25 protein-coding genes are annotated in these 26,153 nt (G+C 61.7%); 20 read left to right on the forward strand and 5 right to left on the reverse strand.

The features are described 5' to 3' along the window. Positions 1 to 256: 256 nt before the first annotated feature. The 3 genes from hcnA to hcnC are packed head-to-tail and all read left to right on the forward strand — an operon-like array spanning position 257 to position 3,244. Complete coding sequence (hcnA, locus tag CD58_RS11810) at positions 257 to 583, forward strand: cyanide-forming glycine dehydrogenase subunit HcnA (RefSeq protein WP_038436626.1); 327 nt, start codon at positions 257 to 259, stop codon at positions 581 to 583. Next, the gene (gene hcnB / locus CD58_RS11815) at positions 580 to 1,989 is read left to right on the forward strand and encodes a cyanide-forming glycine dehydrogenase subunit HcnB (protein ID WP_025213204.1); all 1,410 of its coding nucleotides are present in this window, start codon (positions 580 to 582) and stop codon (positions 1,987 to 1,989) included. Before hcnA ends, hcnB begins: the two co-directional genes overlap by 4 nt. Further along, a complete protein-coding gene (gene hcnC / locus CD58_RS11820; RefSeq protein WP_025213205.1) occupies positions 1,982 to 3,244 on the forward strand; it encodes a cyanide-forming glycine dehydrogenase subunit HcnC in 1,263 nt (420 codons plus the stop codon). Before hcnB ends, hcnC begins: the two co-directional genes overlap by 8 nt. Before the next feature lie 194 nt (positions 3,245 to 3,438). Here the strand turns inward: hcnC and CD58_RS11825 are convergent, their stop codons facing one another. Together CD58_RS11825 and CD58_RS11830 are read right to left on the reverse strand one after the other, a co-directional pair. Beyond that, on the reverse strand, positions 3,439 to 4,050 hold the full coding sequence (locus CD58_RS11825; protein WP_025213206.1) for a glutathione S-transferase: 612 nt from the start codon (positions 4,048 to 4,050) through the stop codon (positions 3,439 to 3,441). Positions 4,051 to 4,085: 35 nt separating this feature from the next. After that, positions 4,086 to 5,009 carry a MurR/RpiR family transcriptional regulator gene (locus CD58_RS11830; RefSeq protein WP_003202885.1) on the reverse strand — a complete coding sequence of 308 codons (924 nt, stop codon included), beginning with the start codon at positions 5,007 to 5,009 and terminating at the stop codon, positions 4,086 to 4,088. Positions 5,010 to 5,322: 313 nt separating this feature from the next. Between CD58_RS11830 and CD58_RS11835 the strand changes: the two genes are divergently transcribed. The 14 genes from CD58_RS11835 to CD58_RS11895 all read left to right on the forward strand — a co-directional run bounded on the left by CD58_RS11835 (position 5,323) and on the right by CD58_RS11895 (position 22,356). Beyond that, entirely contained in the window at positions 5,323 to 7,260 is a 1,938-nt protein-coding gene (locus tag CD58_RS11835) for a bifunctional 5-dehydro-2-deoxygluconokinase/5-dehydro-2-deoxyphosphogluconate aldolase (RefSeq protein ID WP_025213207.1), read from the forward strand. Between the two features lie 158 nt (positions 7,261 to 7,418). Next, positions 7,419 to 8,309 carry a myo-inosose-2 dehydratase gene (gene iolE / locus CD58_RS11840; RefSeq protein WP_025213208.1) on the forward strand — a complete coding sequence of 297 codons (891 nt, stop codon included), beginning with the start codon at positions 7,419 to 7,421 and terminating at the stop codon, positions 8,307 to 8,309. Then, positions 8,306 to 9,115 (forward strand): 5-deoxy-glucuronate isomerase, encoded by an 810-nt coding sequence (gene iolB / locus CD58_RS11845; RefSeq protein ID WP_025213209.1) that lies wholly within the window; start codon positions 8,306 to 8,308, stop codon positions 9,113 to 9,115. Before iolE ends, iolB begins: the two co-directional genes overlap by 4 nt. Positions 9,116 to 9,149: 34 nt before the next feature. Next, positions 9,150 to 10,652 carry a CoA-acylating methylmalonate-semialdehyde dehydrogenase gene (locus CD58_RS11850; protein ID WP_025213210.1) on the forward strand — a complete coding sequence of 501 codons (1,503 nt, stop codon included), beginning with the start codon at positions 9,150 to 9,152 and terminating at the stop codon, positions 10,650 to 10,652. 34 nt (positions 10,653 to 10,686) lie between these two features. Then, complete coding sequence (locus tag CD58_RS11855; protein WP_025213211.1) at positions 10,687 to 11,508, forward strand: TIM barrel protein; 822 nt, start codon at positions 10,687 to 10,689, stop codon at positions 11,506 to 11,508. Positions 11,509 to 11,674: 166 nt separating this feature from the next. Continuing rightward, positions 11,675 to 13,606 carry a 3D-(3,5/4)-trihydroxycyclohexane-1,2-dione acylhydrolase (decyclizing) gene (gene iolD / locus CD58_RS11860; RefSeq protein WP_025213212.1) on the forward strand — a complete coding sequence of 644 codons (1,932 nt, stop codon included), beginning with the start codon at positions 11,675 to 11,677 and terminating at the stop codon, positions 13,604 to 13,606. A gap of 29 nt (positions 13,607 to 13,635) precedes the next feature. Continuing rightward, complete coding sequence (locus tag CD58_RS11865) at positions 13,636 to 14,646, forward strand: Gfo/Idh/MocA family protein (RefSeq protein WP_025213213.1); 1,011 nt, start codon at positions 13,636 to 13,638, stop codon at positions 14,644 to 14,646. Between the two features lie 174 nt (positions 14,647 to 14,820). After that, entirely contained in the window at positions 14,821 to 15,873 is a 1,053-nt protein-coding gene (locus tag CD58_RS11870; RefSeq protein ID WP_025213214.1) for a Gfo/Idh/MocA family oxidoreductase, read from the forward strand. Positions 15,874 to 16,015: 142 nt separating this feature from the next. Then, entirely contained in the window at positions 16,016 to 16,168 is a 153-nt protein-coding gene (locus CD58_RS31210) for a hypothetical protein (RefSeq protein ID WP_200868912.1), read from the forward strand. Positions 16,169 to 16,219: 51 nt separating this feature from the next. Further along, complete coding sequence (locus CD58_RS11875; protein ID WP_025213215.1) at positions 16,220 to 17,146, forward strand: sugar ABC transporter substrate-binding protein; 927 nt, start codon at positions 16,220 to 16,222, stop codon at positions 17,144 to 17,146. Positions 17,147 to 17,225: 79 nt separating this feature from the next. Continuing rightward, a complete protein-coding gene (locus CD58_RS11880; RefSeq protein WP_025213216.1) occupies positions 17,226 to 18,779 on the forward strand; it encodes a sugar ABC transporter ATP-binding protein in 1,554 nt (517 codons plus the stop codon). A 34-nt stretch (positions 18,780 to 18,813) separates the two neighbouring features. Further along, positions 18,814 to 19,836 carry an ABC transporter permease gene (locus CD58_RS11885; protein ID WP_025213217.1) on the forward strand — a complete coding sequence of 341 codons (1,023 nt, stop codon included), beginning with the start codon at positions 18,814 to 18,816 and terminating at the stop codon, positions 19,834 to 19,836. A 327-nt stretch (positions 19,837 to 20,163) separates the two neighbouring features. Continuing rightward, on the forward strand, positions 20,164 to 20,568 hold the full coding sequence (locus CD58_RS11890; RefSeq protein ID WP_003180518.1) for a TraR/DksA family transcriptional regulator: 405 nt from the start codon (positions 20,164 to 20,166) through the stop codon (positions 20,566 to 20,568). Positions 20,569 to 20,748: 180 nt separating this feature from the next. Continuing rightward, positions 20,749 to 22,356 carry a methyl-accepting chemotaxis protein gene (locus tag CD58_RS11895; protein ID WP_025213218.1) on the forward strand — a complete coding sequence of 536 codons (1,608 nt, stop codon included), beginning with the start codon at positions 20,749 to 20,751 and terminating at the stop codon, positions 22,354 to 22,356. Between the two features lie 174 nt (positions 22,357 to 22,530). Here CD58_RS11895 and CD58_RS11900 read toward each other — a convergent pair whose 3' ends face one another. From CD58_RS11900 to CD58_RS31835, 3 genes are all read right to left on the reverse strand, one after another. Next, positions 22,531 to 22,767 carry a DUF2789 family protein gene (locus CD58_RS11900; protein WP_025213219.1) on the reverse strand — a complete coding sequence of 79 codons (237 nt, stop codon included), beginning with the start codon at positions 22,765 to 22,767 and terminating at the stop codon, positions 22,531 to 22,533. Between the two features lie 87 nt (positions 22,768 to 22,854). Continuing rightward, positions 22,855 to 23,085, reverse strand: coding sequence for a hypothetical protein (locus CD58_RS11905; protein WP_025213220.1), 231 nt, complete (start codon positions 23,083 to 23,085; stop codon positions 22,855 to 22,857). Positions 23,086 to 23,218: 133 nt separating this feature from the next. Beyond that, the gene (locus CD58_RS31835; RefSeq protein WP_144238552.1) at positions 23,219 to 23,455 is read right to left on the reverse strand and encodes a hypothetical protein; all 237 of its coding nucleotides are present in this window, start codon (positions 23,453 to 23,455) and stop codon (positions 23,219 to 23,221) included. A gap of 426 nt (positions 23,456 to 23,881) precedes the next feature. Between CD58_RS31835 and CD58_RS11910 the strand changes: the two genes are divergently transcribed. The 3 genes from CD58_RS11910 to CD58_RS11920 all read left to right on the forward strand — a co-directional run bounded on the left by CD58_RS11910 (position 23,882) and on the right by CD58_RS11920 (position 26,091). Beyond that, entirely contained in the window at positions 23,882 to 24,331 is a 450-nt protein-coding gene (locus tag CD58_RS11910; protein ID WP_038436629.1) for a hypothetical protein, read from the forward strand. 172 nt (positions 24,332 to 24,503) lie between these two features. Further along, a complete protein-coding gene (locus CD58_RS11915; RefSeq protein ID WP_025213222.1) occupies positions 24,504 to 25,514 on the forward strand; it encodes an ABC transporter substrate-binding protein in 1,011 nt (336 codons plus the stop codon). Positions 25,515 to 25,653: 139 nt separating this feature from the next. After that, entirely contained in the window at positions 25,654 to 26,091 is a 438-nt protein-coding gene (locus tag CD58_RS11920; protein WP_025213223.1) for a DUF3995 domain-containing protein, read from the forward strand. Positions 26,092 to 26,153 lie beyond the last annotated feature (62 nt).

Raw genomic sequence — 26,153 nt, forward strand, 5'->3', positions numbered from 1 at the left:
AGTTGGTGCTATTGCGCAGCATTCTGCCAAAGATTAGCTGTCGGCTTTCTGAAAAAAAGTTCATGAGCCGGCAAGCGGATTCGCTGGCCTGGATCAACACTTGGTCACAAATAATCCCTAACATAAAATTCCAGCGCACTATCCTGTTGCCTCTGAATGCCCCGCTATGGGGCGCTGATACACCAGGTGCTGACGCAAACGGTGAGGGTGTGCCGCAAGGAGCCTAGACCTCACAGAACCTTCAAGGAAGAGCAGTATGATTCAACCTCAAGACCTTCTACGCCGAAAATTCGATATCCAGCCGCTGGAACAGGCCGATATGACGGTGCGCCTGGACGGGCAGACCGTCAACGCCGCACAGGGTGAAACCGTCCTCACCGTCATCCAGTCCGTGGGCCAACGCCAGGTGGCCCGCAACGACCACGACCAGATCAGCGGTGCCTATTGCGGCATGGGCGTCTGCCAATGCTGCCTGGTCAAGATCGATGGGCGCCACAAGCGCCGCGCCTGCCAGACCCTGGTACGGCCCGGCATGCAGATCGAAACCCGAGCCAACCGCATGACCGAAACGGAGGCACCATGAGCCTCGATCCGGTGATTGTCGGCGGTGGCCCGGCAGGGATGGCGGCGGCCATTGAGCTGGCCACGCACGGGGTGCGCTGCACCGTGCTCGAAGAAGCGCCGCGCCTCGGTGGCGTGGTGTACCGCGGGCCGTTGCGCGATGGCGTGCGCCTGGATTACCTGGGGCCGCGCTACAGCGAAGCCCTGGAGAAACTCCACGGTGAATTCCGGCGCCACGCCGGGTTGATCGACGTGCGATTGGGCAGTCGCGTTATCGGCGCCGAAGGGTTCCGGGCGCTGATGTTGCTGGACGCCGACGAGCGCCTGCGTGAGATTGCCTATTCCCATTTGGTGTTGGCGGCCGGTTGTCACGAACGCAGCGTGCCGTTTCCGGGCTGGACCCTGCCGGGCGTGATGATGCTCGGCGGCCTGCAATTGCAGATCAAGAGCGGAGTGGTCAAGCCGCCGGGCCCGGTGGTGATCGCCGGCACGGGGCCGTTGCTGCCGCTGGTGGCCTGCCAACTGCACGCGTCAGGCGTGGCGGTGGCGGGTGTCTATGAGGCCTGTGGGTTCGGCAGGATCGCCAAGGAAAGCCTGGCCTTGCTGAACAAACCGCAACTGTTCCTGGACGGCCTGAGCATGCTGGCCTACCTCAAGCTCAATCGCATCCCCGTGCGCTATGGCTGGGGGGTGGTGCAGGCTGATGGCGAGGGTGAGTTGAGCACGGTCACCGTCGCGCCGTATTCCACGACCTGGGAGCCGGACCTGAAACGCGCCGAACCGGTGCCGGCCCAGACGCTGGCGGTCGGCTACGGGTTTATCCCGCGCACCCAATTGAGCCAGCAGATGGGCCTGGAGCACGGCTTCAGCGAGGACGGCTACTTGCGGGCCGTGTCCGATGCCTGGCAGCAAAGCAGCGAGGCACACATTCACCTCGCCGGCGACATGGGCGGGATTCGCGGTGGTGAAGCCGCGATGCTGAGCGGGCGCATCGCCGCGCTGTCGATCCTGCTGCAACGCAACGTACTGGATTCGTCCACCGCTCTCGAGCACCGCGAGCGCTACCAGGCGCAGCTTGACCGAATCATTCGCTTCCGCGCCGCCGTGGATCGCTACACCCAGCGCGGCGCCGGGCAAACCGCGTTGCCGGCTGCCGATACGGTGATTTGCCGCTGCGAGCACGCCACCCGCGCCGACATCGATCGAGCCCTGGAGCAGGGCGTGCAGGATATGGCCAGCCTGAAAATGCGCACCCGCGTGAGCATGGGCGACTGCCAGGGGCGGATGTGCGTCGGCTATTGCAGTGACCGATTGCGCGAAGCCACCGGGCGTGTCGACGTGGGCTGGCTACGACCGCGGTTCCCCATCGATCCGATTCCCTTTTCAGCGTTCCAGAACCTCGGCACGGAGGCCGTTTCCCATGATTAAGCACTATGACGTGGTCATCGCCGGTGGCGGTGTGATCGGAGCCTCCTGTGCTTATCAACTGTCCAAGCGCAAGCACCTGAAGATCGCCCTGATCGACGCCAAGCGGCCCGGCAACGCCACCCGCGCTTCAGCCGGCGGCCTGTGGGCCATTGGCGAGTCGGTGGGCCTGGGGTGCGGGGTGATTTTCTTTCGCATGATGTCGGCCAACCGCAAGCGCCAGACCCAGGGCGCCGCCGTGGCGGTGGACGCCAGCACGCCGCACATCCTGCCGCAGTCGTTCTTCGAGTTCGCCTTGCAGTCCAATGCGATGTACCCGCAGTTGCACCGCGAGTTGATCGACCGCCATGGCATGGATTTCAAGTTCGAGCAGACTGGACTCAAGTTCGTGATCTACGACGATGAAGACCGTTTGTACGCCGAGCACATCGTCGCCTGCATTCCTCACCTGGCCGATCAGGTGCGCTGGCTCGACCAGGCCACCCTGCGCGAGGCCGAGCCGAATGTCAGCCATGAAGCCCGGGGCGCGCTGGAGTTTCTCTGCGATCACCAGGTCAGCCCGTTTCGCCTGGCTGACGCCTACACCGAAGGTGCCCGGCAGAACGGCGTCGATATGTTCTTCAACACCAACGTGACTGAAGTCCTGCGCACGGGTGCGCGGGTTACCGGTGTGAGAACCGCCGAGGCTGGGACCTTCAACTGCCGCACCCTGATCAATGCGGCCGGGGCCTGGGCGGCGGACCTGAGCGAACAGGCCACTGGCGTGCGGATTCCGGTCAAGCCGGTCAAGGGGCAAATCCTGCTGACCGAGCGCATGCCGAAGATCCTCAACGGCTGCCTGACCACCAGCGACTGCTACGTGGCGCAGAAAGACAACGGCGAAATCCTCATCGGCAGCACCACCGAAGACAAAGGCTTCGACGTGACCACCACCTACCCCGAGATCGAAGGGTTGGTGCAAGGCGCGGTGCGCTGCATTCCGCAGCTGGCCGATATCAACCTGAAACGCACTTGGGCCGGCCTGCGCCCGGGCTCCCCGGATGAACTGCCGATCCTGGGGCCGATGCGAGGGGTGGAGGGTTACCTCAACGCGTGCGGCCATTTCCGCACCGGCATCCTGACCTCGGCCATCACCGGGGAGTTGCTGGACAAACTGGTGAACAACGAACCGTTGCCGCTGGACATCACGCCGTTCCTGGCGGATCGCTTCGAAGGGGCGCCAAGGGTCGTCGAGCCAAAGGAAGTGGAGCTGGCCTGAGCAAATCCTGTGTGGGATCAGTGGTGAATGCATATCCCACAGCCACCCGAAAACAAACTGTGGGAGCGAGCTTGCTCGCGATGGCGTCAGGTCAGTCAGTATCCATGTTGACTGGTACACCGCTATCGCGAGCAAGCTCGCTCCCACAGGGATCCAGGGTGAAGCAGAATCCTGTGCTCGACAGCCATGGCCGGTTATTCCATCGGCGTGCTGACAAACGCCTCCAGCCCTTCGGCATAGGCGGTGAACGCGCTGATCGATGGGAATGACTTGCCCTGCACCTGGTCCGGCACCACAAGGTTGGTGAAGCTCCAGGCCACTGCCACGGTGATGCCCGCCTGATCGAGAGTGCCATCGGTGGCCAGTGGCTGTTTTACCAGTTCCTGTTCGAGCATGTCATAGGCCGCCGCCAGTTGGCCTTCCACGCGTTCTACCCAAGGGGCGTGTTGGATTTCTGTCGGCCGCAGGTTGCGTTCGTAGTAGATCTGCACCGACTTCTCGCACGCAGCCAGGGCCAACCCGATCAGGCGCAAAGAGCGCAGCCGTGACCCGAGATCGGTGGATATCAGGCTTCTACCCGGCGCGGCCAAGGCCTCGAGGTAATCGATGATCAACGTGGAGTCCATCAGCACGGTGCCATCGTCGAGCACCAGGGTCGGCGCCTTGACCACCGGATTGATGCGCTGGAATTGCTCGAAATGCCTGAAGACCGAAACCGATTCATGCTCCAGGGCAATGCCCAGGCACTTGGCGGAAATCGCGACGCGTCGCACATAGGGCGAGTCCAGCATGCCGATCAGTTTCATGGCTTCTCCTTCAGCAATTCATAAGGGGCGAGGCATTAATCCTCGAACCCGACCTGTTCATGGATTTCATCGACCTTGAGCTCCAGCCGGTAAGCCACGGCGATGAACAGCGCCTGGCACAGGCACAGGGTGGCACTCAACGAACGGAAGGCGAACGAGCTGCCTTCGTTCACCAGCAGCACCGCATTGGCCCGCTTGGCCAGGGGCGACAGGTTGCTGTCGGTGATGATCAGCGTCTTGGCCTGGTGGTGCTGGGCGATGCGCAGGCAGTGCTGGGTTTCCTTGCCATAGGGCGTAAAGCTGATGGCGATCACCAGGTCGTTGGCCCGCACGCTGCGCATTTGCTCGCGATAACTGCCGCCCAAGCCGGACACCAGGTGAATGCGCTTGTTGGTGTGTTGCAGGTTGTAGACCAGGTAATCGGCGACCGCGAACGAGCGGCGCACCCCCACCACGTAGATGTTGTCGGCATTGACCACCAGGTCCACGGCTTTTTCGAACGCCTGGTCATCCAGCTCCAACCCCAGCCGCTCGATGCCCGACAGGGTTGCGTTGACGCATTCGCGGGCCAGGTCGCCGCCGCTGGCTTTCTGCGACTTGTTGGCGATCATGCTGCGGATGCGCTGCTGGTAGTTCTGCACCGGCGTGGTCTTGTGGGTGTAGGCCTCGCGGAACAACGCCTGCATTTCGCTGAACCCGCTGAAGCCGAAGCGTTGTGAGAACCTGACGATGGCCGACGGGTGTACTTCGCATTCCCGGGCGATGTCGCTGATGCGATCGACCATGATCCGGTCGCTCTGCTGGCTCATGTAGCTGGCGATGCGCTTGAGCTGGCGCGGCAGGCTTTCGTATTCGTCGGTGATCAGTTGCAGCAGGCGCTCGGCATTGATCGGTGGGCTCGGGAGGGCGGGTTCGGACGCGCTCTCGGACGGCGCCGGCAGATCATCGGGGCGGGTCATAGAAAATCCTTCTGGCTTGTTCTTTTAGGGCGGCCCGGAAAAAAGGCCGGCCCTCGACAATAGGTTGGCTGATCGCAGTCTACAGCTTAGGCGCAGGGAAAATCATGGGCAGACCGCGTTACGACATTGGCTGAAACGATGCACCGCGTCTGGCTCGCTTCGGTCATAGCGTATTGGAAAAAATATTCCACGTAAAAAATTTATAGAATAATTATTGATTGTTGCCCGCGGCTCGTTTTAGTCTGCATCCACCAAGAGCGTTGGCGCCGGTTCTGGCGGCAAGCGCAGGCTGATAAAAATAACAGGAGCCAGCATGGGCCAGACTCGTTTTGCCAGTGGGCGTCAATTGGATGTGATCTGCCTGGGACGCCTGGGCGTCGACCTTTACGCGCAGCAAGTCGGAGCGCGCCTGGAAGATGTGTCGAGCTTCGCCAAATACCTGGGCGGTTCGTCGGCCAACATCGCCTTCGGTACTGCACGACTGGGCCTCAAATCGGCGATGTTGAGCCGGGTCGGGGACGACCACATGGGCCGCTTCCTGGTGGAGTCCCTGGCGCGCGAGGGCTGCGATGTCCGCGGCATCAAGGTCGATCCTGCACGGCTCACGGCGATGGTTCTGCTGGGGATCAAGGACCGGGAAACCTTTCCCCTGGTGTTCTACCGAGAAAATTGCGCCGACATGGCGTTGCGCGCCGAAGACATCGACGAAACCTTCATTGCCTCCAGCAAGGCGCTGCTGATCACCGGCACGCATTTCTCGACCGAAAGCGTCTACCAGGCCAGCACCCAGGCCCTGGCTTACGCCGAGAAACACCACGTCAAACGCGTGTTGGACATTGACTACCGCCCGGTGCTCTGGGGCCTGGCGGGCAAGGCTGATGGAGAAACCCGTTTCGTCGCCGACCAGAAAGTCAGCCAGCACGTGCAAAGCATCCTGCCGCGTTTCGACCTGATCGTCGGCACCGAAGAAGAATTCCTCATCGCCGGCGGCAGTGAAGACCTGCTGACCGCGCTGCGTACCGTACGCTCGCTGACGCCGGCGACCCTGGTGGTCAAGCTCGGTCCGCAGGGTTGCACGGTGATCCACGGCGCCATCCCGGCCCGGTTGGAAGACGGCGCCCTTTATCCTGGCGTTCGGGTCGAAGTCCTGAATGTACTGGGTGCTGGTGATGCGTTCATGTCGGGCTTTCTCGCCGGTTGGCTGGAGGACGCCAGCGATGAACGCTGCTGCCAATTGGCTAATGCTTGCGGTGGCCTGGTGGTGTCGCGCCATGCCTGTGCCCCGGCGATGCCGACCCGGGCTGAGCTCGATTATCTGTTCAAGAGTCCGGTGCCGATTACCCGGCCGGACCAGGACGCCATGCTGCAGCGGCTGCACCAGGTCAGCGTGCCGCGCAAGGCCTGGAAAGAGCTGTTCATCTTCGCCTTCGACCATCGCTGGCAACTGGTGGAACTGGCCCAGAAGGGCGGTCGCGACCTGAGCTGCATCGGCGAACTCAAGCAATTGTTCATCCAGGCGGTGGAGCGGGTCGAAGCCGACCTGCAGCGCCAGGGCGTCGAGGCTGATGTGGGTCTGCTGGCCGATCAACGTTTCGGCCAGGATTCGCTGAACGCCGCCACTGGGCGTGGCTGGTGGGTGGCGCGGCCGGTGGAAGTCCAGAATTCGCGGCCGCTGGCGTTCGAACACGGGCGCTCCATCGGCAGCAACCTGATCGCCTGGCCCCAGGAACAGATCATCAAATGCCTGGTGCAATTTCATCCCGATGACGAACCGCTGCTGCGCCTGGAGCAGGAGGCGCAACTGATGGGGCTGTACAAGGCGTCCCAGGTCAGCGGCCATGAATTGCTGCTGGAAGTCATTCCGCCCAAGGACCACCCATCACCGCACCCGGACGTGCTGTATCGCGCCCTCAAGCGCCTCTACAACCTGGGTATCTTCCCAGCGTGGTGGAAGATCGAAGCCCAGAGTGCGGACGAATGGAAACAGCTCGATGAGTTGATTCAACAGCGCGACCCGTATTGCCGCGGCGTGGTGTTGCTGGGCCTCAACGCCCCGGCCGCCGCCCTGGCCGAAGGGTTCCGCCAGGCCAGCCAGAGCAGCACCTGTCGCGGATTTGCCGTGGGCCGTACGATCTTCCAGGAGCCAAGCCGGGCCTGGCTGGCCGGGGAAATTGATGATGAAACGCTGATCCGGCAGGTGCAGGGCCGGTTTGTGGAATTGATCGAGGCGTGGCGTGCTGCCCGGAGTTAGACATTGTGAATACTGAACCTGTGGGAGCGAGCTTGCTCGCGATAGCGGACTGATAGTTGACAACCAGTTGCCTGATCCACCGCTATCGCGAGCAAGCTCGCTCCCACAGGGTTTATCGCCGCCTTCAATGGTTATGAAAAAACAATAAAGGTGCAGCCATGCCCGCTATTCGAATTGGCATCAACCCGATTTCCTGGAGCAACGACGACCTGCCTTCCCTCGGCGGTGAAACGCCGTTGAGCACGGCGCTGAGCGAAGGCAAGGCCATCGGCTACGAAGGTTTCGAACTCAACGGCAAGTTCCCCAAGGACGCCAAGGGTGTCGGCGATGTGCTGCGGCCTTATGACCTGGCGCTGGTCTCCGGCTGGTATTCCAGCCGCCTGGCCCGGCGCTCGGCGGCGGAGGAGATCGATGCGATTGCCAGCCACGTCGAGCTGTTGGCGCAGAACGGGGCCAACGTGCTGGTGTACGGCGAGGTCGCCGATTCCATTCAGGGCCAGCGCATTCCATTGATCGAACGGCCGCGTTTTCACACCGACGCAGCTTGGCAAACCTACGCCGAAAAACTCACTGAGCTGGCGCGTTTCACCTTGTCCCACGGCGTGCGCCTGGCCTATCACCACCACATGGGCGCATATGTCGAGTCGCCCGCGGACATTGACAAACTGATGGCCCTGACCGGCAGTGAAGTGGGCCTGCTGTTCGACTCGGGTCACTGCTACATGGGCGGCGGCGAACCGCTGCAGGTCTTGCGCAAGCACATCGAACGGGTCTGCCATGTGCATTTCAAGGACGTGCGCAAACCCGTGGTGCAACTGGCGCGCAACAACCTCTGGAGCTTCCCCGACTGCATCATCAACGGCACCTTCACCGTGCCGGGGGACGGCGACATTGATTTCGCCGCGTTGCTGGACGTGCTGTTGGCCGCCGATTACCAAGGCTGGCTGGTGGTGGAAGCCGAGCAGGACCCCGCCGTGGCACCGAGTTATGCCTACGCCAAGAAGGGCTACGACACCCTGCGTGCCTTGCTGGAAAGGAGTGCGTCATGAGCCTGTTGATCAAAAGCCATCCCGACGGCCAGACCATGGTCCAGTTGCCCCATGGCGAATTGGAATACGTCGGGTTTGCCGCCTATCGCTTGAGCCTCGGTGAAACCCTGCCGGTGGCCGCCGGCGACAAGGAATTGTGCCTGGTGCTGCTCAGCGGGCGCATCAGCCTCAAGGGCGAAGCGCCGGGGCAGGGCGCGTTCGATTGGGACAACCTCGGGGATCGCCAGTCGGTGTTCGAGGACAAATCACCCTATGCTGCGTACCTGCCGCCCGGCAGCCAGGCCCAGGTGACCGCCCTCAGCGATGTACAGATCGCCGTGTGTGCCGCACCGAGTTCGGCCCAAAACAAATACGGCCCACGTTTGATCCGTCCCGACAGCATGAAGCGCAGTGTGCGGGGAAAAGGCGCCAACACCCGCTATGTCTGCGACATCCTGCCCGATAGCGAGCCGGCTCATTCGCTGCTGGTGGTGGAGGTGCGCACGCCGTCAGGTCACTCGTCGAGCTACCCGCCGCACAAACACGACACCGATGACCTGCCGCACCAGAGCTTCCTGGAGGAAACCTATTACCACCAGGTCAACCCGTCCCAAGGGTTCGTGTTCCAGCGGGTCTATACCGACGACCGCAGCATCGACCAGGCCATGGCGGTGGAGAACAGCGACCTGGTGGTGGTACCCAAGGGCTATCACCCGGTCAGCGTGCCCTATGGGTATGAGTCGTACTACCTGAACGTCATGGCCGGCCCGAAGCGCGTCTGGCAGTTCCATAACGACCCGCAGCACAGTTGGCTGCTCGACCTCTGAATGAATGCCACACCTTCCATGGAGAACAAGAACAATGAGTAACGCCCCGGTAGTAGGCCATTACATCAACGGTCGAGTGCAGGACAGCGACAGCGCACGCTTGAGCGATGTCTTCAACCCGGCCACCGGCGCGGTGCAGGCCCGGGTCGCCCTGGCCGAACCGGGCATTGTCGATGCGGCGGTGGCCTCGGCGCTGGCGGCATTTCCGGCCTGGTCCGAGCAGTCGTCCTTGCGCCGCTCGCGGGTGATGTTCAAGTTCAAGGAACTGCTCGATCGGCATCACGATGAATTGGCGCTGATCATCAGCCGGGAGCACGGCAAGGTGTTGTCCGACGCCCACGGCGAAGTCACCCGGGGCATCGAGATCGTCGAGTACGCCTGCGGTGCGCCGAATCTGCTCAAGACCGATTTCAGCGACAATATCGGTGGCGGCATCGACAACTGGAACCTGCGCCAGCCCCTGGGCGTGTGCGCCGGGGTCACACCGTTCAATTTCCCGGTGATGGTGCCGCTGTGGATGATCCCCTTGGCACTGGTCGCCGGTAACTGCTTCATCCTCAAGCCTTCGGAGCGTGATCCGTCCGCCAGTTTGTTGATGGCCCGGTTGCTGACTGAAGCCGGGTTGCCGGACGGTGTGTTCAACGTGGTCCAGGGCGACAAAGTGGCGGTGGATGCACTGTTGCAGCACCCGGACATCGAAGCGATTTCCTTTGTCGGCTCCACGCCCATCGCCGAATACATCCACCAGCAAGGCACCGCCAACGGCAAACGTGTCCAGGCCCTGGGCGGGGCGAAGAACCACATGATCGTCATGCCCGACGCCGACCTCGACCAGGCGGCGGATGCGTTGATTGGCGCCGCCTACGGCTCGGCCGGCGAGCGTTGCATGGCGATCTCCATTGCGGTGGCGGTCGGTGATGTAGGTGATCAATTGATTGCCAAATTGCTCCCCCGAATCGACCAGTTGAAGATCGGTAATGGCCAGCAGCCCGGTACCGACATGGGGCCGCTGGTCACCGCCGTGCACAAGGCCAAGGTGGAAGGCTTCATCGACGCCGGTGTCGCCGAGGGTGCCCGACTGATCGTCGACGGTCGTGGCTTCAAGGTGCCCGGCGCCGAGCAGGGGTTCTTTGTCGGGGCGACGCTGTTCGACCAGCTCACCGCCGAGATGAGCATCTACCAGCAAGAGATCTTCGGTCCGGTGCTGGGGATCGTTCGCGTGCCGGATTTCGCCAGCGCCGTGGCCCTGATCAATGCCCATGAATTCGGCAACGGGGTGTCGTGCTTCACCCGTGACGGTGGTATCGCCCGAGCGTTTGCCCGCAGCATCAAGGTCGGCATGGTGGGGATCAACGTGCCGATTCCGGTGCCCATGGCCTGGCACTCCTTCGGTGGCTGGAAACGCTCGCTGTTCGGCGATCACCACGCCTACGGCGAAGAAGGCCTGCGTTTCTACAGCCGTTATAAAAGCGTGATGCAGCGCTGGCCCGACAGCATCGCCAAGGGGCCTGAATTCAGCATGCCGACTGCCCAATAACCCGTTTTTCACAAGTGCCGGAGGGAGAACAACAATGAACAAGCCCCTGCGTTTTGCCTTGAACCGAATGGTTGCCCCGCGCCTGTCACTGCCCGAATTCATTGACCTGGCCCTGGCGTTGAAAACCGATGCCATTGAGATCCGCAACGATCTGAAGGGTGTCGAGATCGAAGACGGCATGCCGCCCGGCCGGGTGCGCGAGTTATGTGAGGAAAGGGGCATCAAGGTGCTGTCGATCAATGCCCTTTACCCTTTCGACGTGTGGAACGAGGAGCGTCGTGCCCAAGCGGTGAGGCTGGCCGACTATGCCCGCGAATGCGGTGCCGAAGGGTTGGTGATGTGCCCGCTCAACGACCGCACCGACCCGCGCAGTGAAGCTGAGCGCGCCGCAGGGCTGCGGTCGGCCCTCAGCGAACTGGCGCCGATCCTGCGGGCCTTCGGCATCTACGGTTTCATCGAACCCCTGGGCTTCGAAGAATGCTCGCTACGCCGCAAGCGCACCGCCGTGGACGCGATCCAGGCCATTGGCGGGCTGGATGTGTTCCGCCTGGTGCATGACACCTTCCACCACCATTTGGCGGGTGAGCAGGAATGCTTTCCCGAGTTGACCGGGCTGGTGCACATCTCCGGCGTCGAAGATGCCCAGGCGCCCTTGGCGACCATTCGCGACGGCCACCGGGTGCTGGTCGGCGAGGCTGACATCCTGGGCAATGCCAGGCAGATCGAGGCGTTGCGGGCCGGGGGGTATGAGGGCTACCTGTCCTTCGAACCGTTTGCCGAGAGCGTTCATGAACTGGCTGATATCCGCCAGGCGTTGGGGGCGAGTATGAATCACCTGCGCAATCCCCAGGCCTGACACGATTGTTGGTCTGGCGCAGACCCCATGTGGGAGCGGGCTTGCTCGCGAAGGCGGTGGCACATTCAACATCGATTTCGCCTGGCACACCGCTTTCGCGAGCAAGCCCGCTCCCACAGGAGATTTGGGCCAGCTGCAAGATGTGCATTCCAAAAAAGGTGCAAGCATGACCACAACACGACTGACCATGGCCCAGGCCCTGGTGAAATTCCTCGATAACCAATACATCGAGGTCGATGGCGTCCAGAGCAAATTCGTCGCCGGGGTCTTTACCATTTTCGGCCACGGCAATGTGCTGGGCCTGGGTCAGGCGCTGGAGCAGGACAGCGGCGACCTGGTGGTCCATCAGGGCCGCAACGAACAGGGCATGGCCCACGCGGCCATTGGTTTTGCCAAGCAGCACCTGCGCCGCAAGATCTACGCCTGCAGCTCGTCGGTCGGCCCTGGCGCGGCGAACATGCTGACGGCCGCGGCCACCGCGACGGCCAACCGGATCCCGTTGCTGTTGTTGCCCGGCGATGTCTACGCCAGTCGCCAGCCGGACCCGGTGCTGCAACAGATCGAGCAGTTCCACGACCTGAGCATCAGCACCAACGATGCGTTCAAGGCCGTGAGCAAATACTGGGATCGGATCAACCGCCCTGAACAACTGATGACTGCCGCGATTCATGCGATGCGCGTGTTGACCGATCCGGCCGAAACCGGCGCGGTGACCTTGGCGCTGCCCCAGGACGTGCAGGCCGAAGCCTATGACTACCCGGATTATTTCCTGCAAAAGCGCGTGCACCGCATCGACCGTCGCCCGGCCACCGAGGCGATGCTCGGCGACGCCCTGGCGTTGCTCAAAGGCAAGCGCCGACCGTTGATCATCTGTGGCGGCGGCGTGCGGTATTCCGGGGCCAATGCGGCGTTGCAGGCCTTCGCCGAGCGTTTCGACATTCCCTTCGCCGAGACCCAGGCCGGCAAGAGCGCCGTGGTGTCCAGCCATCCGTTGAACGTCGGTGGCGTCGGCGAAACCGGCTGCCTGGCGGCGAACCTGCTGGCCAAGGACGCCGACCTGGTCATTGGCATCGGGACGCGCTACAGCGACTTCACCACCGGCTCCAAATGGTTGTTCCAGCACCCGGACGTGCAGTTCCTCAATCTCAATATCAGCCCCTGCGACGCCCTGAAGCTCGACGGTGTGCAGTTGCTGGCCGACGCCCGCTCAGGCCTGGAGGCGCTGTCTGCGGCGATGGGCGACTACCGCGCCGAGTGGGGCGGGCAGATTGCCGATGCCAAGGCTCGCTTGGACGCTGAGGTGGACCGCGTCTACCAGGCCGATTACCGCGTCGAGGCGTTCCTCCCGGAAATCGACGACCACATGGACCCGGCGGTGTTTCGCGAATTCATCGAACTCACCGGTTCCTGCCTGACCCAGAGCCGCGTGCTGGGCACCCTCAACGAAACCCTGGCCGACGATGCGATTATCGTCGCCGCCGCCGGCAGCTTGCCCGGCGACTTGCAGCGCGCCTGGCGCAGCAAGGGCGTGGACACCTATCACGTCGAGTACGGCTATTCGTGCATGGGCTACGAAGTGAATGCGGCCCTGGGGGTGAAACTCGCCGAGCCCGACAAAGAGGTGTACGCCCTGGTCGGCGATGGCTCCTACATGATGCTGCACTCGGAACTGGCGACCTCGATCCAGGAGCGTCGCAAGATCAACGTGGTGGTGCTGGACAACATGGCCTTCGGCTGCATCAACAATCTGCAGATGGGAAATGGCATGGACAGCTTCGGCACCGAGTTCCGTTTCCGCAACCCGGACACCGGCAAGCTCGACGGCGCCTTCGTGCCGGTGGACTTCGCCATGAGTGCCGCGGCCTATGGCTGCAAGACCTACAAGGTGACGACCCTGGAGGAGCTGCGCGCGGCCCTGGCGGATGCGCGGCGCCAGACGGTCTCCACCCTGATCGACATCAAGGTCCTGCCCAAGACCATGATTCACAGCTACCTGTCGTGGTGGCGGGTGGGCGTGGCGCAGGTCTCTACCAGTGCCCGCACCGATGCCGTCGCCAAAACCCTCAATGAACGACTGGCCCAGGCCCGTCAGTATTAATTGCCCCAACCCTACGAAAGGAGTTCTACATGTCTTTGAAGCTGGGCGTCATCGGCACCGGGGCCATCGGCCAGGATCATATACGTCGTTGCAGCCAGACCTTGCTCAACAGCCAGGTGGTGGCGGTGACCGACATCAACCTCGCCCAGGCGGCGAAGGTGGTGGCCGATTTGAAACTGACCGCCGAGGTGTATCCCGACGGTCATGCGTTGATCAAGGCGCCGGACGTGGAGGCGATCCTTGTCACCTCCTGGGGCCCGAGCCATGAAGAGTTCGTGCTGGCGGCGATCGCGGCTGGCAAACCGGTGTTTTGTGAAAAGCCCCTGGCGGTCACGGCCGCAGGCTGCCGCAAGATCGTCGACGCCGAAGTGGCCTACGGTAAGCGACTGGTACAGGTCGGTTTCATGCGCCCTTACGATGAAGGTTATCGGGCACTCAAGGCGGTGATCGACAGCGGCCAGATCGGCGAGCCGTTGATGCTGCACTGCGCCCACCGCAACCCGAGCGTGGGTGAGAACTACAAGACCGACATGGCGATCACCGACACCCTGATCCATGAGCTGGATGTGTTGCGCTGGTTGTTGGCCGATGACTACGTCTCGGTGCAGGTGGTCTTCCCGCGCAAGACCAGCAAGGCCCATGCCCATTTGAAAGACCCGCAGGTCGTCCTGCTGGAAACTGTCCGAGGCACACGCATCGACGTGGAGGTGTTCGTCAACTGCCAGTACGGTTACGACATCCAGTGCGAAGTGGTGGGGGAGACCGGCATCGCCAAGCTCCCGGAACCGTCCCAGGTGCAACTGCGCAGCGGCGCCAAGCTGTCTAACGCGATCCTGATGGACTGGAAGGACCGCTTTATCGCGGCCTACGACGTCGAATTGCAGGCCTTCATCGACGGCGTGCGCGCCGGGCAGGTGGGAGGACCGTCGGCCTGGGACGGCTTTGCCGCAGCGGTGGCGGCGGATGCCTGTATTGAGGCGCAGCAGAGTGGGCAGATCGTCAAGGTCAGCCTGCCCGAGCGCCCGCGTTTCTACGGCTAACCCCAATCCCCTGTGGGAGCGGGCTTGCTCGCGAAAGCGGACTGACATTCGACATTGATGTCGACTGATACACCGCTTTCGCGAGCAAGCCCGCTCCCACAGTAGACCGTGTTTACCTGAAGCTACCCGGTCAAGTGTTGGGACTGAATTCAATCCGTAATCTAAGGAGCTTTCATGCGAATCGGGCTAGTCGGCTACGGCAAGGGTGGGCGGTTCTTTCACGCGCCGCTGATCAGCAGTCTGCCGGGGGCTACGTTCGTCGGCGTGGTGACCCGGTCCGCCGAGCGCCGCCAACAATTGGCCAGCGATCACCCGCAGGCCCAGGCCTTCGACACCCTCGAACAATTGGTGGCGGCCGGGGTTGATGCGGTGGTGGTGTCCACGCCTTTGGACGGTCGCCCGGCCATTGTGATGCACGCCATCGAACTCGGCGTGGCGGTGGTCAGCGACAAACCGTTCGCCCCTGACGCCGCGCAGGCCGAGGCGATGGTGTTGGCCGCCGAACGTCGCAACGTGCCTTTGAGCGTGTACCAGAACCGCCGCTGGGATTCGGATTTCCTGACCCTGCGCAAGCTGCTGGCCTCCGGGGCTCTCGGGCAAGTCATTCGTTTTGAGTCGAGTGTCGAACGTTATTCGCCAACCTCGGTAGGCAAAGGCAGCGGTGGCGGATTCCTGCGCGACCTCGGCAGCCATCTGGTGGACCAGGCACTGCAATTGTTCGGGCCGGTGACCAGGGTCTACGCCGAACTGGACTACCGGCAGCCAGGCCAGGTGTTCGACAACGGCTTCTTTATGTCTTTGACCCATGCCAGTGGCGTGATCTCCCACCTGAGCGGCAATTGCGTGCAAAACGCGCCGCGCCCACGTTTCCGGGTCAACGGCACCCAGGGTTGCTACACCGTCGAAGGTTTGGATGGCCAGGAAGCCCAGGCGCTGGCGGGGTTGAGCCCGGCGACCGAGGGCGAGCGCTGGGGCGCCGAAGAACATCGGCGCTGGGGCTGGTTCGAACACGGCACCGAGCGCGAGCGGGTGACCTCGGAGCGGGGCTGCTGGATCGAGTTCTACCAACGTCTGCAAACCGCGTTGCAGAGCGCCGGCCCTCTGCCGGTGGAGGCCCGTGATGCACTGGCGACCACGCGCATTCTGGACGCGGCCAGGCAGAGCGCCGAGCAGCGCGAAGTGCTGCTATTGACCACGCCTGTGGGTCATGGAATAAAAAACGAATAAAATTCTAAAATCAGTTGATATGGAAAATATTTTCCAATAAAGTCGATTCCAGGTTACCGACAATCCTGTCCGCCTCCCGCCAAGCGCGCCTTGAACGGATGAAGGACGAAACAAAAACAAGAAACACAGCTAGGTACCGTCGATGAAAACCTTCAGCCGTTCTGCGTTTCACCTGCCACATCTGCTGCGCCTGTCCGCAATCCTTCCCCTGTTCGAATCCCTGTGCATCCAGCGCAAGGGCGCCATCGTGTGTTGCATGCCCGGCGCGCCCATCGTGCGTTTGCCGCGTTCCTGATCCGCTGCGCCTTATCCATAAAACCAACAACAAAGTGGAGAAAGACCGTTCATGAAGACCAAGACCCGTATCGCCTCGCTGGCCCTGTCGTTGATGCTCACCAGCGGCGCTGCCCTGGCGGACTTGAAGATCGGTGTCAGCATGTCCCAGTTCGATGACACCTGGCTGACTTACCTGCGCGAATCCATGGACAAGAAAGCCAAGTCCCTGCCGGACGGCGTCACCCTGCAGTTCGAAGACGCCCGCAGCGACGTGGTCAAGCAACTGAGCCAGGTGGAAAGCTTCATCAGCCAGAAGGTCGACGCGATCATCGTCAACCCGGTGGACACCGCCGCGACCCAACGCATCACCAAGGCCGCCGTCGCCGCCGGTATCCCGTTGGTCTACGTCAATCGCCGCCCCGACGATCTGAAACTGCCGGCAGGCGTGGTCACCGTTGCCTCCGACGACCTGGAGGCCGGTCGCATGCAGATGCAATACCTGGCTGAAAAAATGGGCGGCAAGGGCGACATCGTGATCCTGCTGGGTGACTTGGCCAATAACTCCACCACCAACCGCACCAAGGGCGTCAAGGACGTGCTGGCCAAGTACCCCAACATCAAGATCGAGCAGGAGCAGACCGGCACCTGGTTGCGCGACAAGGGAATGACCCTGGTCAACGACTGGCTGACCCAGGGGCGCGAGTTCCAGGCGGTGGTGGCCAACAACGACGAAATGGCCATTGGCGCCGCGATGGCCCTCAAGCAAGCGGGCAAGGAGAAGGGCAGCGTATTGATTGCCGGGGTCGATGGCACGCCGGATGGCTTGAATGCGATCAAGAAAGGCGACATGGCAGTCTCGGTGTTCCAGGACGCCAAGGGCCAGGCCGATGGATCGATCGACACGGCGGTGAAAATGGTCAAGAAACAGCCGGTCGAGCAGGCCGTCTGGGTGCCGTACCGCTTGATCACGCCGGAAAACGTCGATCAGTTCAAGTGACGTTCAACGCGTCCTCGGTCCCACCACAACAATAAACAGGCAAGGTCGCACGCCGACCTTGCCGAGGGAGTACCTGATCATGTTCGCTTCAGCGACTGCTTCGAGCGCCCCGGCGAGGATTGTCCCGCCGGACGTATTATCTGAAGAACCGTACCTGCTGGAAGTCGCTAATGTCAGCAAAGGCTTTCCCGGCGTGGTGGCCCTGTCCGATGTACAACTGCGGGTCCGTCCAGGCTCCGTGCTGGCCTTGATGGGTGAAAACGGTGCCGGAAAATCGACCCTGATGAAAATCATCGCCGGCATCTACCAGCCGGACGCCGGCGAACTACGCCTGCGGGGCAAACCGGTCACGTTCGACACGCCCCTGGCGGCGTTGCAGGCCGGCATTGCGATGATCCATCAGGAGCTGAACCTGATGCCCCACATGAGCATCGCCGAGAACATCTGGATTGGCCGTGAACAACTCAACGGCCTGCACATGATCGACCACGGCGAAATGCACCGCTGCACTGCCAGGTTGCTGGAACGCCTGCGTATCAACCTCGACCCCGAGGAGCAGGTGGGCAACCTGAGCATTGCCGAGCGGCAGATGGTCGAGATCGCCAAGGCCGTGTCCTACGACTCCGACATTCTGATCATGGACGAACCGACCTCGGCCATCACCGAGACAGAAGTCGCCCATCTGTTCTCGATCATTGCCGACCTCAAGTCCCAGGGTAAGGGCATCATCTACATCACCCACAAAATGAATGAGGTGTTTGCCATCGCCGATGAAGTGGCGGTGTTTCGCGACGGCGCCTACATCGGCCTGCAACGGGCCGACAGCATGGACGGCGACAGCCTGATTTCGATGATGGTCGGGCGCGAACTGAGCCAGTTGTTCCCGGTGCGGGAGCAACCCATCGGCGATTTGGTGCTGTCGGTGCGCGACCTGAGCCTGGACGGCATCTTCAAAGGGGTGTCGTTCGACCTGCATGCCGGGGAAATCCTCGGCATCGCCGGGTTGATGGGCTCGGGCCGGACCAACGTGGCCGAGGCGATTTTCGGCGTGACCCCGAGCACGGGCGGTGAAATCTTCCTGGACGGCCAACCGGTGCGCATCAGCGACCCGCACATGGCCATCGAGAAGGGTTTTGCCCTGTTGACAGAGGATCGCAAGCTCAGCGGCTTGTTCCCCTGCTTGTCGGTGCTGGAAAACATGGAAATGGCCGTGCTGCCCCATTACGTCGGCAACGGCTTCATCCAGCAGAAAGCCCTGCGCGCCTTGTGCGAGGACATGTGCAAGAAACTGCGGGTCAAGACGCCGTCCCTGGAGCAGTGCATCGACACCCTGTCCGGCGGCAACCAGCAGAAGGCGCTGTTGGCGCGCTGGCTGATGACCAACCCGCGCATCCTGATCCTCGACGAGCCGACCCGCGGCATCGACGTCGGCGCCAAGGCCGAGATCTACCGACTCATTTCCTACCTCGCCAGCGAAGGCATGGCGGTGATCATGATTTCCTCGGAGCTGCCGGAAGTACTGGGCATGAGCGACCGGGTCATGGTGATGCACGAGGGCGATCTGATGGGCACCCTCGACCGCAGCGAAGCGACCCAGGAACGAGTGATGCAACTGGCTTCGGGCCTGTCCTGATGCTCGTCAGTCCAGATAAAAAAGGTAAGTGGATATGAACGCGATATTGGAAAACAAACCCGCGGCAGCACCGACCAGGCCCCGGCGGCGTCTGCCGACGGAGCTGAGCATCTTCCTGGTGCTGATCGGCATCGGCCTGGTGTTCGAAATGTTCGGCTGGATCATGCGCGACCAGAGTTTCCTGATGAACTCCCAGCGCCTGGTGCTGATGATCCTGCAAGTGTCGATCATCGGCTTGCTGGCCATCGGCGTGACCCAGGTGATCATCACCACCGGTATCGACCTGTCGTCCGGCTCGGTGCTGGCGCTGTCGGCGATGATCGCCGCCAGCCTGGCCCAGACCTCGGACTTCGCCCGGGCGGTATTTCCTTCCCTGACGGACCTGCCGGTGTGGATCCCGGTGGTGGCGGGGCTTGGCGTGGGGCTGCTGGCCGGCGCGATCAACGGCAGCATCATCGCCGTGACCGGCATCCCACCTTTTATTGCCACCCTCGGCATGATGGTCTCGGCCCGTGGCCTGGCGCGTTACTACACCGAAGGCCAGCCGGTGAGCATGTTGTCCGATTCCTATACCGCCATCGGCCATGGCGCCATGCCGGTGATCATCTTCCTGGTGGTGGCGGTGATTTTTCACATCGCCCTGCGCTACACCAAGTACGGCAAATACACTTACGCCATTGGCGGCAACATGCAGGCAGCGCGCACGTCGGGGATCAACGTCAAGCGCCACTTGGTGATTGTCTACAGCATCGCCGGTCTGCTGGCGGGGCTGGCCGGGGTGGTGGCCTCGGCGCGGGCGGCGACCGGTCAGGCCGGCATGGGCATGTCCTATGAGCTGGACGCGATTGCGGCGGCGGTGATTGGCGGGACCAGCCTGGCGGGCGGTGTGGGGCGCATCACCGGCACGGTGATCGGCGCGCTGATCCTTGGAGTGATGGCCAGCGGCTTTACCTTTGTCGGCGTCGACGCCTACATCCAGGACATCATCAAAGGGCTGATCATCGTGGTGGCGGTGGTCATCGACCAGTACCGTAATAAACGCAAACTCAAGCGCTGAACGCCTTGGTATTGCGACAATGCGCCACGCCTGACCCGCGTGGCGTTGCCATTTGTCTTCTTAATACAGCTATTACACCGAATTTCTTGTTATAAACGCACTCCGATGACCACCAAAAGCCTGTCAGAGAACATTTGCAGGGGTTGTCGGACATTTTCCCTATGTTTTCAGTTGCTGAGGCCTCGACTCGGCCTTAGACTGCCGCCCCTCGTAAATTGAGTGCCGGGTGGCGCTTGGAAGAGACGGCGCCTTCCCGATGAGCGTGGCAGCTGCGCTGCGGGACGCTCCATAATTCGCCTTAATGCACGTTTTTCTATAGAGATATCAATGACAAAGGAAAAGTTGCTGGCCATGCCGGCGGATGACTACATGAATGCCGAGCAGCTGGCTTTCTTCACCAAGCTGTTGCAGAACATGAAAGTCGAAACCCACGAGCGCATCGAACAGAACCGAATCGCCATTGAGAGCCTGGACACCCCGGCTGACCCAGCGGACGCTGCTTCCGTAGAAGAAGAGCGTACCTGGCTGGTCAACGCCATTGATCGCGACCAGCGCATGCTGCCTCAACTGGAGCAGGCCCTGGACCGTATCAACGATGACAGCTTTGGCTGGTGCGACGACAGCGGCGAGGCCATTGGCCTCAAGCGCCTGCTGATCAGCCCGACCACCAAGTACTGCATCGAAGCCCAGGAACGTCACGAGCAGATCGACAAGCACCAGCGTCAGGCTTGATTCGCGCCTCAAGAAAAAAATCGCAGCCTTCTTGACGAAGGCCGCGATTTTTTGCTTTCGCCTGCGCCTGTTTCTCTACTTCCGTTGACCTGCTGCAAGACCACGACTAATGGACCATGGATAATGGCTCGGTAGTGGCGTTTAATGCGGGCATAACAACGAGAAGTGTGGGTGACGAACATGGCGACAGACGGATCTCTGGCGGGTGCGGTGCCGGCCTCGGTGCCTGTGACAAAAAGCATGGCGCGTTGGTTGACGCCGACCTTGCAGAGTCTCGCCCTGTCTTTGCTGCTGTGCGGCATGGCCTTGGGCGGCTGGTCGCTGTACCTGGGCCTGCCCTTGGTGATGCTCATCGTCTGGTTGCCGCGCCTGCGCTCGCGCATGAGCGCGACCTCTGCGCCGGCCACGGTCGACAAACTGGCTGAGCTGACCCGCGACTTGTCCTACACCACTAGTCATAACGCGTTGTCGGCGGCCGGCGTTGCCTATTCGGTCAAGCAACTGGCCGGCAAGGTCCAGTCGCAACTCGATGCGGCGGCGCAAATCGTCAGCAATGCCGAATCGATGATCGCCACCGAACAGGCCACCTCGCAACTCAGCCAGCAAGCCCTGGGCGCCGCCAGCGAGGCCCATCGCAGCAGCGTGGCCGGGCGCAGTGAACTGGTGGAGTCCATCAGCCGCATGCACCAGCTCAGCCAGCGCGCCAACGACAGTCGCGAGTTGATCGAGGCCTTGAGCGTGCGCAGCGATGAAATCCAGCGGGTCAGCCTGGTGATCCAGTCGATCGCCAGCCAGACTAACCTGCTGGCACTGAACGCGGCCATCGAAGCGGCGCGGGCCGGTGAGCATGGCCGTGGGTTCGCGGTGGTGGCCGATGAGGTACGCGGCCTGGCCGGGCGCACGGCGGCGGCCACTGGCGAGGTGGGGGTGATGGTGGCGGATATCCAGCAGCGCACCGCGCAGGTGGTGGAGCAGATCCGTCAATTGGCCACCGACCTGGACAGCGGAGTGCAACAGGTCGAGCACACTGGCCAGCATCTGGAAAACATTGCCCGGCTCGCAGAAGGGGTCGAGAGTCAGGTCAGCGCCATCGCCCAGGGCACCGATACCAACCGCGAACAACTCGACAGCCTGTTCCATGCCATCGAGCAAATGCGCGGCGACCTGTCCATCAGCGATCAGCAGACCCAGCGCCTGGCCGAAGCGGCGGTGCAGATGGAAGGCCAGGCCGAAACCATCAGCGAACGCCTGGCCGAAGTGGGCCTCGACGATTATCACCAACGGGTCTATGACCTGGCCCGGGAAGGGGCGAGCCAGATCGCGGCGCAGTTCGAAGCGGACATCGACCAGGGCCGTGTCAGCTTGGAAGATCTGTTCGACCGTAATTACCAGGCCATCCCCAACACCCAGCCCGCCAAGTACCAGACCCGTTTCGACCGTTACACCGATCAGGTGTTGCCGGCGATCCAGGAACCGTTGCTCGCCCGGCACGAGGGCCTGGTCTTCGCGATTGCCTGCACCCAGCAGGGTTACGTGCCCACCCATAACAAGGTTTTCAGCCAGCCACTGACTGGCGATCCGCAGGTGGACACGCTGAATAACCGGACCAAGCGCAAATTCTCCGATCGCACCGGGATTCGCTGCGGCAGCCACCAACAGCCGGTGCTGCTGCAGACCTACACCCGCGACACGGGGGAGTTGATGCACGATCTCTCCGTGCCGATCATGCTCAAGGGGCGTCATTGGGGTGGTTTGCGGCTGGGCTACAAACCCGAGAAGCCGCGCTAGGCCCTGTGGCGAGGGAGCTTGCTCCCGCTGGGCTGCGCAGCAGCCCCAAGGCTGGACGCAGCCAGCAGCCTGAGAGACGAGCCGGCAGCGTTCAGGGGCGACTGCTGCGCAGTCGAGCGGGAGCAAGCTCCCTCGCCACAAGAGCTGTCTTGCACTCAGCCAAGGTCCTGGCTGCTATTTACCGTCATGCAGCCGCACGTTGAGTTGATCCACCAGCACCGCTTCTTCACCGTCGGCGAGCAACCATTCGCTCAGTAGGTCTTTCTGCTGATCCGACCAGAAGTCAGCCTCCACCAGTTTGATCTCCGGGGCCAGTGGGTGCGCCATGATGAAATCGTCGATGGCGTTGCCGTCTGAAGGCAGGCCTAGTTGGTCGAACAGGGTGCTGAGTTCGTGCGAAGGCTGTTCCATGGGGTTCTCCTTGAGGTGGGCGCCGTGATGGCGCCTCGGTTGCTTCCCTTTATCTGAGGCAAGCGCTCGTCAGGAGTTCGATCGGACTCAGGCTTTCAAGGCCCCTTCGTCCACCGCCGCCTTCAAAGCCTTGGCTGCTTCCCGGGCGGCCTCGGCCGCGATCTCCGAGGTCTTGAACCAGCGATCCTTTTCCACTTGGTGCCAACTGACCGTAGTCAGGGGCGGTTTGGCGCGCATCACGATGACGGCCTGGAACTCGCCTTCGACCTCTCTGGCTTCGCCCCGGATAAAAAATTCGCCGATATCAAATTCCGTCACGTCGCGCCTTCTCTTCAAAAAGTCATAGTGTTGGTGCACGATCCGCCGATAGGCGACGGTCTTCGCAGGCAGGCAGTATGGCAGCAGTTGCCTGTCGGCGGCTGAGTTAAGTCATGGGCGGGCGTATATGAGCTCAGGCGCTTCGTTCGAGATGCCTGGCCAGATAGCAGGCCTCGTTATGATCGGTGCGGAATCCTCTTACACGTCCAGTGGATGTTTCCTCAATATGGAAAAAACACTTACCGGCCAGGACGACCCGATAACGCGGTTGAATCAGCGAGACTGGAAGGCAATCGACCCCGTTGAACGTGTCGTGTGTCTCCACGATGCAAGGGGCAACAGGAGGGTTCAGGGTTGTGAAAGTGGCCATGTGAATTCCTTTTCTATGGTTTACCGACGAATTGTCGAGTAGTTCGGGTAGTCTCCACGCCTCTGGCTGCTCTAGAATCGGCAGCACCGTGTGGACCGCATGCCTATCTAAAGCAATTTTTTTTGGGCTCGATGTCAGAAAAATGCTTTTTTAAGTGGGAAATTTCCCTAAAGTTAGTAGTCCCACCTTTTCCGATGCTCAGAGTGGTGTTTTCCTTCAGCCTCTGACGACCTTCGGGAAAGACGGTGAGAGTGGCAATCCTTTAGTCTTCTCTCGCCCCGGGGCAGGGCGCGCCGTTCACTTCGAATTTCAGTTACAGGTCCATTGCGACACTACAGTCGGCACGGGTTCTCGTGGTCCGTCCTTTTTAGGGGGCGGACCGTTTTCAAAGATGGGGATGTTTCCTTGGCAGTAAGTAATCTCGACATGCATGCGTTATTTGTACTTGGTGACCTGCGGGCAAAACTGGTCAAACAATTCCAGTCACGTTTCGTCTACATCACCGAGCAGACCGCCGAAGGTATCTATGTTGCCGAAATCGACACCGAGTCGGCCCTGGTGGTCGACGACAAGCCCAGGCTTGAACTCAAGGTGGGGGATCATTTTCGTGCAGCGGTATTACCCAGTCGCGAAGGCGGCAAGTTTGAAATCAAGTTTCGCGAAATCAAGCTGACGGTCTATGGACTGGGCGACTACGCGTTCGTCACGACCCCCGGTGGTCAGGCGATCCTGTTCAAGGAAGGCCACAGCGTGGTGACCGTGTTCGCGGCCAACGAACAATTGCAGGAAGGCTTGACCAAGACCCTGAAGGCGGTCACCGCCAAAGCCGCCAAGTGGCGCAAGGGCGAGCTGGTGACGTTCAAGGCCAGTGAATGAGGCGGGTAGTGCCGATGAGCGCGGGGGCTACGGTCGCCCTGGACCGGTTACAGTTTTAACGAGATATCGCTGGAACCTCGGCTACAGTCAATTGACTGAACTATTCAGAGGCTTGCGTTCGGTGACGCAGGGCCGTTCAGCCATTGCTGTGTCTGGTACGAGGTAAAAAAGCATGAAACGAGTTCGACAGTGGCTGGCTGCCTGGGCCGCCTTCGCTGTGTTGGTTTCGCCATTCCCGACGTCGGCCGCTTCAGCGCCGATTCACTTCGCCGACTTGAACTGGGAAAGCGGCAGCCTGATCACCGATATCCTGCGGATCATCGTCGAAAAGGGCTACGGATTGCCGACTGACACATTGCCGGGTACCACCATTACCCTGGAAACCGCCTTGGCCAATAACGACATACAGGTGATCGGCGAAGAGTGGGCCGGTCGCAGCCCTGTGTGGGTCAAGGCCGAGGCTGAAGGCAAGGTGGTCGCCCTGGGCGATACGGTCAAGGGCGCGACCGAAGGTTGGTGGGTGCCGGAATACGTGATCAAGGGTGACCCCGCCAAGGGCATCAAGCCCCTGGCGCCGGACCTGCGCAGCGTCGAAGACCTGGCGCGCTACAAGCACGTGTTCAAGGACCCGGAAAGTCCTGACAAGGGGCGTTTCCTCAACAGCCCCATTGGCTGGACGTCCGAAGTGGTCAACAAGCAGAAGCTCAAGGCGTACGGGCTGTCGGACAGCTACGTGAACTTTCGCAGCGGTTCGGGGGCGGCGCTGGATGCGGAAATCACCTCGTCGATTCGCCGCGGCAAGCCGATCCTGTTTTATTATTGGTCGCCCACACCGTTGCTCGGGCGTTTCAAACTGGTGCAGTTGCAAGAGCCGCCGTTCGATGCCGAGGCCTGGAAAACCCTGACCGACGCCGACAATCCCAATCCGAAACCGACCCGCTCATTGGCCTCGAAACTGTCAATCGGTGTATCGGTACCGTTCCAGAAACAACACCCGGACATTGCCGAGTTCTTCAGCAAGGTCGACCTGCCCATCGAACCGTTGAACAAGGCCCTGGCCGACATGGGCGAGAAGCGCACGCCACCCCGCGAAGCCGCCGAGGCGTTCCTCAAGGCTCATCCGCAGGTCTGGCAGGCCTGGGTGCCCAAGGAGGTGGCAGACAAAGTGTCTGCCGGCCTGTAGGAGGGTTTGCGTGCCAGCGAGTTGAACACTTGATCCTGAGCAAGGCGTCATTCGCGCGAATCGGGCAGTCTGCGCTGGTCCAGCGAAATACCAAATTCCAGCTAGGATGATTGTTCAACTCTTTTCAGGAGGCTGGCGAATGACGCTTTTATTGGCTCGGTCGCTGGTCGCAGTGTTTGCGACCATCAGCTTGATTCACTTGTATTGGGCCCTGGGCGGGCGATGGGCGGCCCTGGCGGTGGTGCCTCAGGTGCCGGTGAGGCAGGGCGGTTCGTTGCGTCCGGCGTTCGAGCCATCCGGCTGGTTGACCCTGCTGGTGGCGATGGCGCTGCTGATGATTGCGGTTCTGGTGTGCCTGCGAGTCGGCCTGTTGGCACCGCCTGTCACCCATCGGGCGTTGCAATGGCTGATCAGCGCGATTGCCTTGCTGATGTTCGCCCGGGCCATTGGCGAGTCGAACCTGGTGGGCTTCTTCAAGGAGGTCAAGGACTCGACATTCGCCAAGCTCGACACTTGGGTCTATTCGCCGTTATGTGTCGTGCTTGGGGCTGGGTTACTGGCGGTGGCCTGGGCCTGAATGGCGGTGCGGTGTAAACGGGGTGACACAAAACGACCGCTTTTGTGGCGAGGGAGCTTGCT

The organism is Pseudomonas brassicacearum, assembly GCF_000585995.1.
GTDB classification, from domain to species: Bacteria; Pseudomonadota; Gammaproteobacteria; order Pseudomonadales; family Pseudomonadaceae; genus Aquipseudomonas; species Aquipseudomonas brassicacearum_A.

Coding starts and splice junctions, on each gene's coding strand:
- hcnA (WP_038436626.1), top strand. CDS start 257: ATGATTCAACCTCAAGACCTTCTACGCCGAAAATTCGATATCCAGCCG.
- hcnB (WP_025213204.1), top strand. CDS start 580: ATGAGCCTCGATCCGGTGATTGTCGGCGGTGGCCCGGCAGGGATGGCG.
- hcnC (WP_025213205.1), top strand. CDS start 1,982: ATGATTAAGCACTATGACGTGGTCATCGCCGGTGGCGGTGTGATCGGA.
- CD58_RS11825 (WP_025213206.1), bottom strand. CDS start 4,050: ATGAAACTGATCGGCATGCTGGACTCGCCCTATGTGCGACGCGTCGCG.
- CD58_RS11830 (WP_003202885.1), bottom strand. CDS start 5,009: ATGACCCGCCCCGATGATCTGCCGGCGCCGTCCGAGAGCGCGTCCGAA.
- CD58_RS11835 (WP_025213207.1), top strand. CDS start 5,323: ATGGGCCAGACTCGTTTTGCCAGTGGGCGTCAATTGGATGTGATCTGC.
- iolE (WP_025213208.1), top strand. CDS start 7,419: ATGCCCGCTATTCGAATTGGCATCAACCCGATTTCCTGGAGCAACGAC.
- iolB (WP_025213209.1), top strand. CDS start 8,306: ATGAGCCTGTTGATCAAAAGCCATCCCGACGGCCAGACCATGGTCCAG.
- CD58_RS11850 (WP_025213210.1), top strand. CDS start 9,150: ATGAGTAACGCCCCGGTAGTAGGCCATTACATCAACGGTCGAGTGCAG.
- CD58_RS11855 (WP_025213211.1), top strand. CDS start 10,687: ATGAACAAGCCCCTGCGTTTTGCCTTGAACCGAATGGTTGCCCCGCGC.
- iolD (WP_025213212.1), top strand. CDS start 11,675: ATGACCACAACACGACTGACCATGGCCCAGGCCCTGGTGAAATTCCTC.
- CD58_RS11865 (WP_025213213.1), top strand. CDS start 13,636: ATGTCTTTGAAGCTGGGCGTCATCGGCACCGGGGCCATCGGCCAGGAT.
- CD58_RS11870 (WP_025213214.1), top strand. CDS start 14,821: ATGCGAATCGGGCTAGTCGGCTACGGCAAGGGTGGGCGGTTCTTTCAC.
- CD58_RS31210 (WP_200868912.1), top strand. CDS start 16,016: ATGAAAACCTTCAGCCGTTCTGCGTTTCACCTGCCACATCTGCTGCGC.
- CD58_RS11875 (WP_025213215.1), top strand. CDS start 16,220: ATGAAGACCAAGACCCGTATCGCCTCGCTGGCCCTGTCGTTGATGCTC.
- CD58_RS11880 (WP_025213216.1), top strand. CDS start 17,226: ATGTTCGCTTCAGCGACTGCTTCGAGCGCCCCGGCGAGGATTGTCCCG.
- CD58_RS11885 (WP_025213217.1), top strand. CDS start 18,814: ATGAACGCGATATTGGAAAACAAACCCGCGGCAGCACCGACCAGGCCC.
- CD58_RS11890 (WP_003180518.1), top strand. CDS start 20,164: ATGACAAAGGAAAAGTTGCTGGCCATGCCGGCGGATGACTACATGAAT.
- CD58_RS11895 (WP_025213218.1), top strand. CDS start 20,749: ATGGCGACAGACGGATCTCTGGCGGGTGCGGTGCCGGCCTCGGTGCCT.
- CD58_RS11900 (WP_025213219.1), bottom strand. CDS start 22,767: ATGGAACAGCCTTCGCACGAACTCAGCACCCTGTTCGACCAACTAGGC.
- CD58_RS31835 (WP_144238552.1), bottom strand. CDS start 23,455: ATGGCCACTTTCACAACCCTGAACCCTCCTGTTGCCCCTTGCATCGTG.
- CD58_RS11910 (WP_038436629.1), top strand. CDS start 23,882: ATGCATGCGTTATTTGTACTTGGTGACCTGCGGGCAAAACTGGTCAAA.
- CD58_RS11915 (WP_025213222.1), top strand. CDS start 24,504: ATGAAACGAGTTCGACAGTGGCTGGCTGCCTGGGCCGCCTTCGCTGTG.
- CD58_RS11920 (WP_025213223.1), top strand. CDS start 25,654: ATGACGCTTTTATTGGCTCGGTCGCTGGTCGCAGTGTTTGCGACCATC.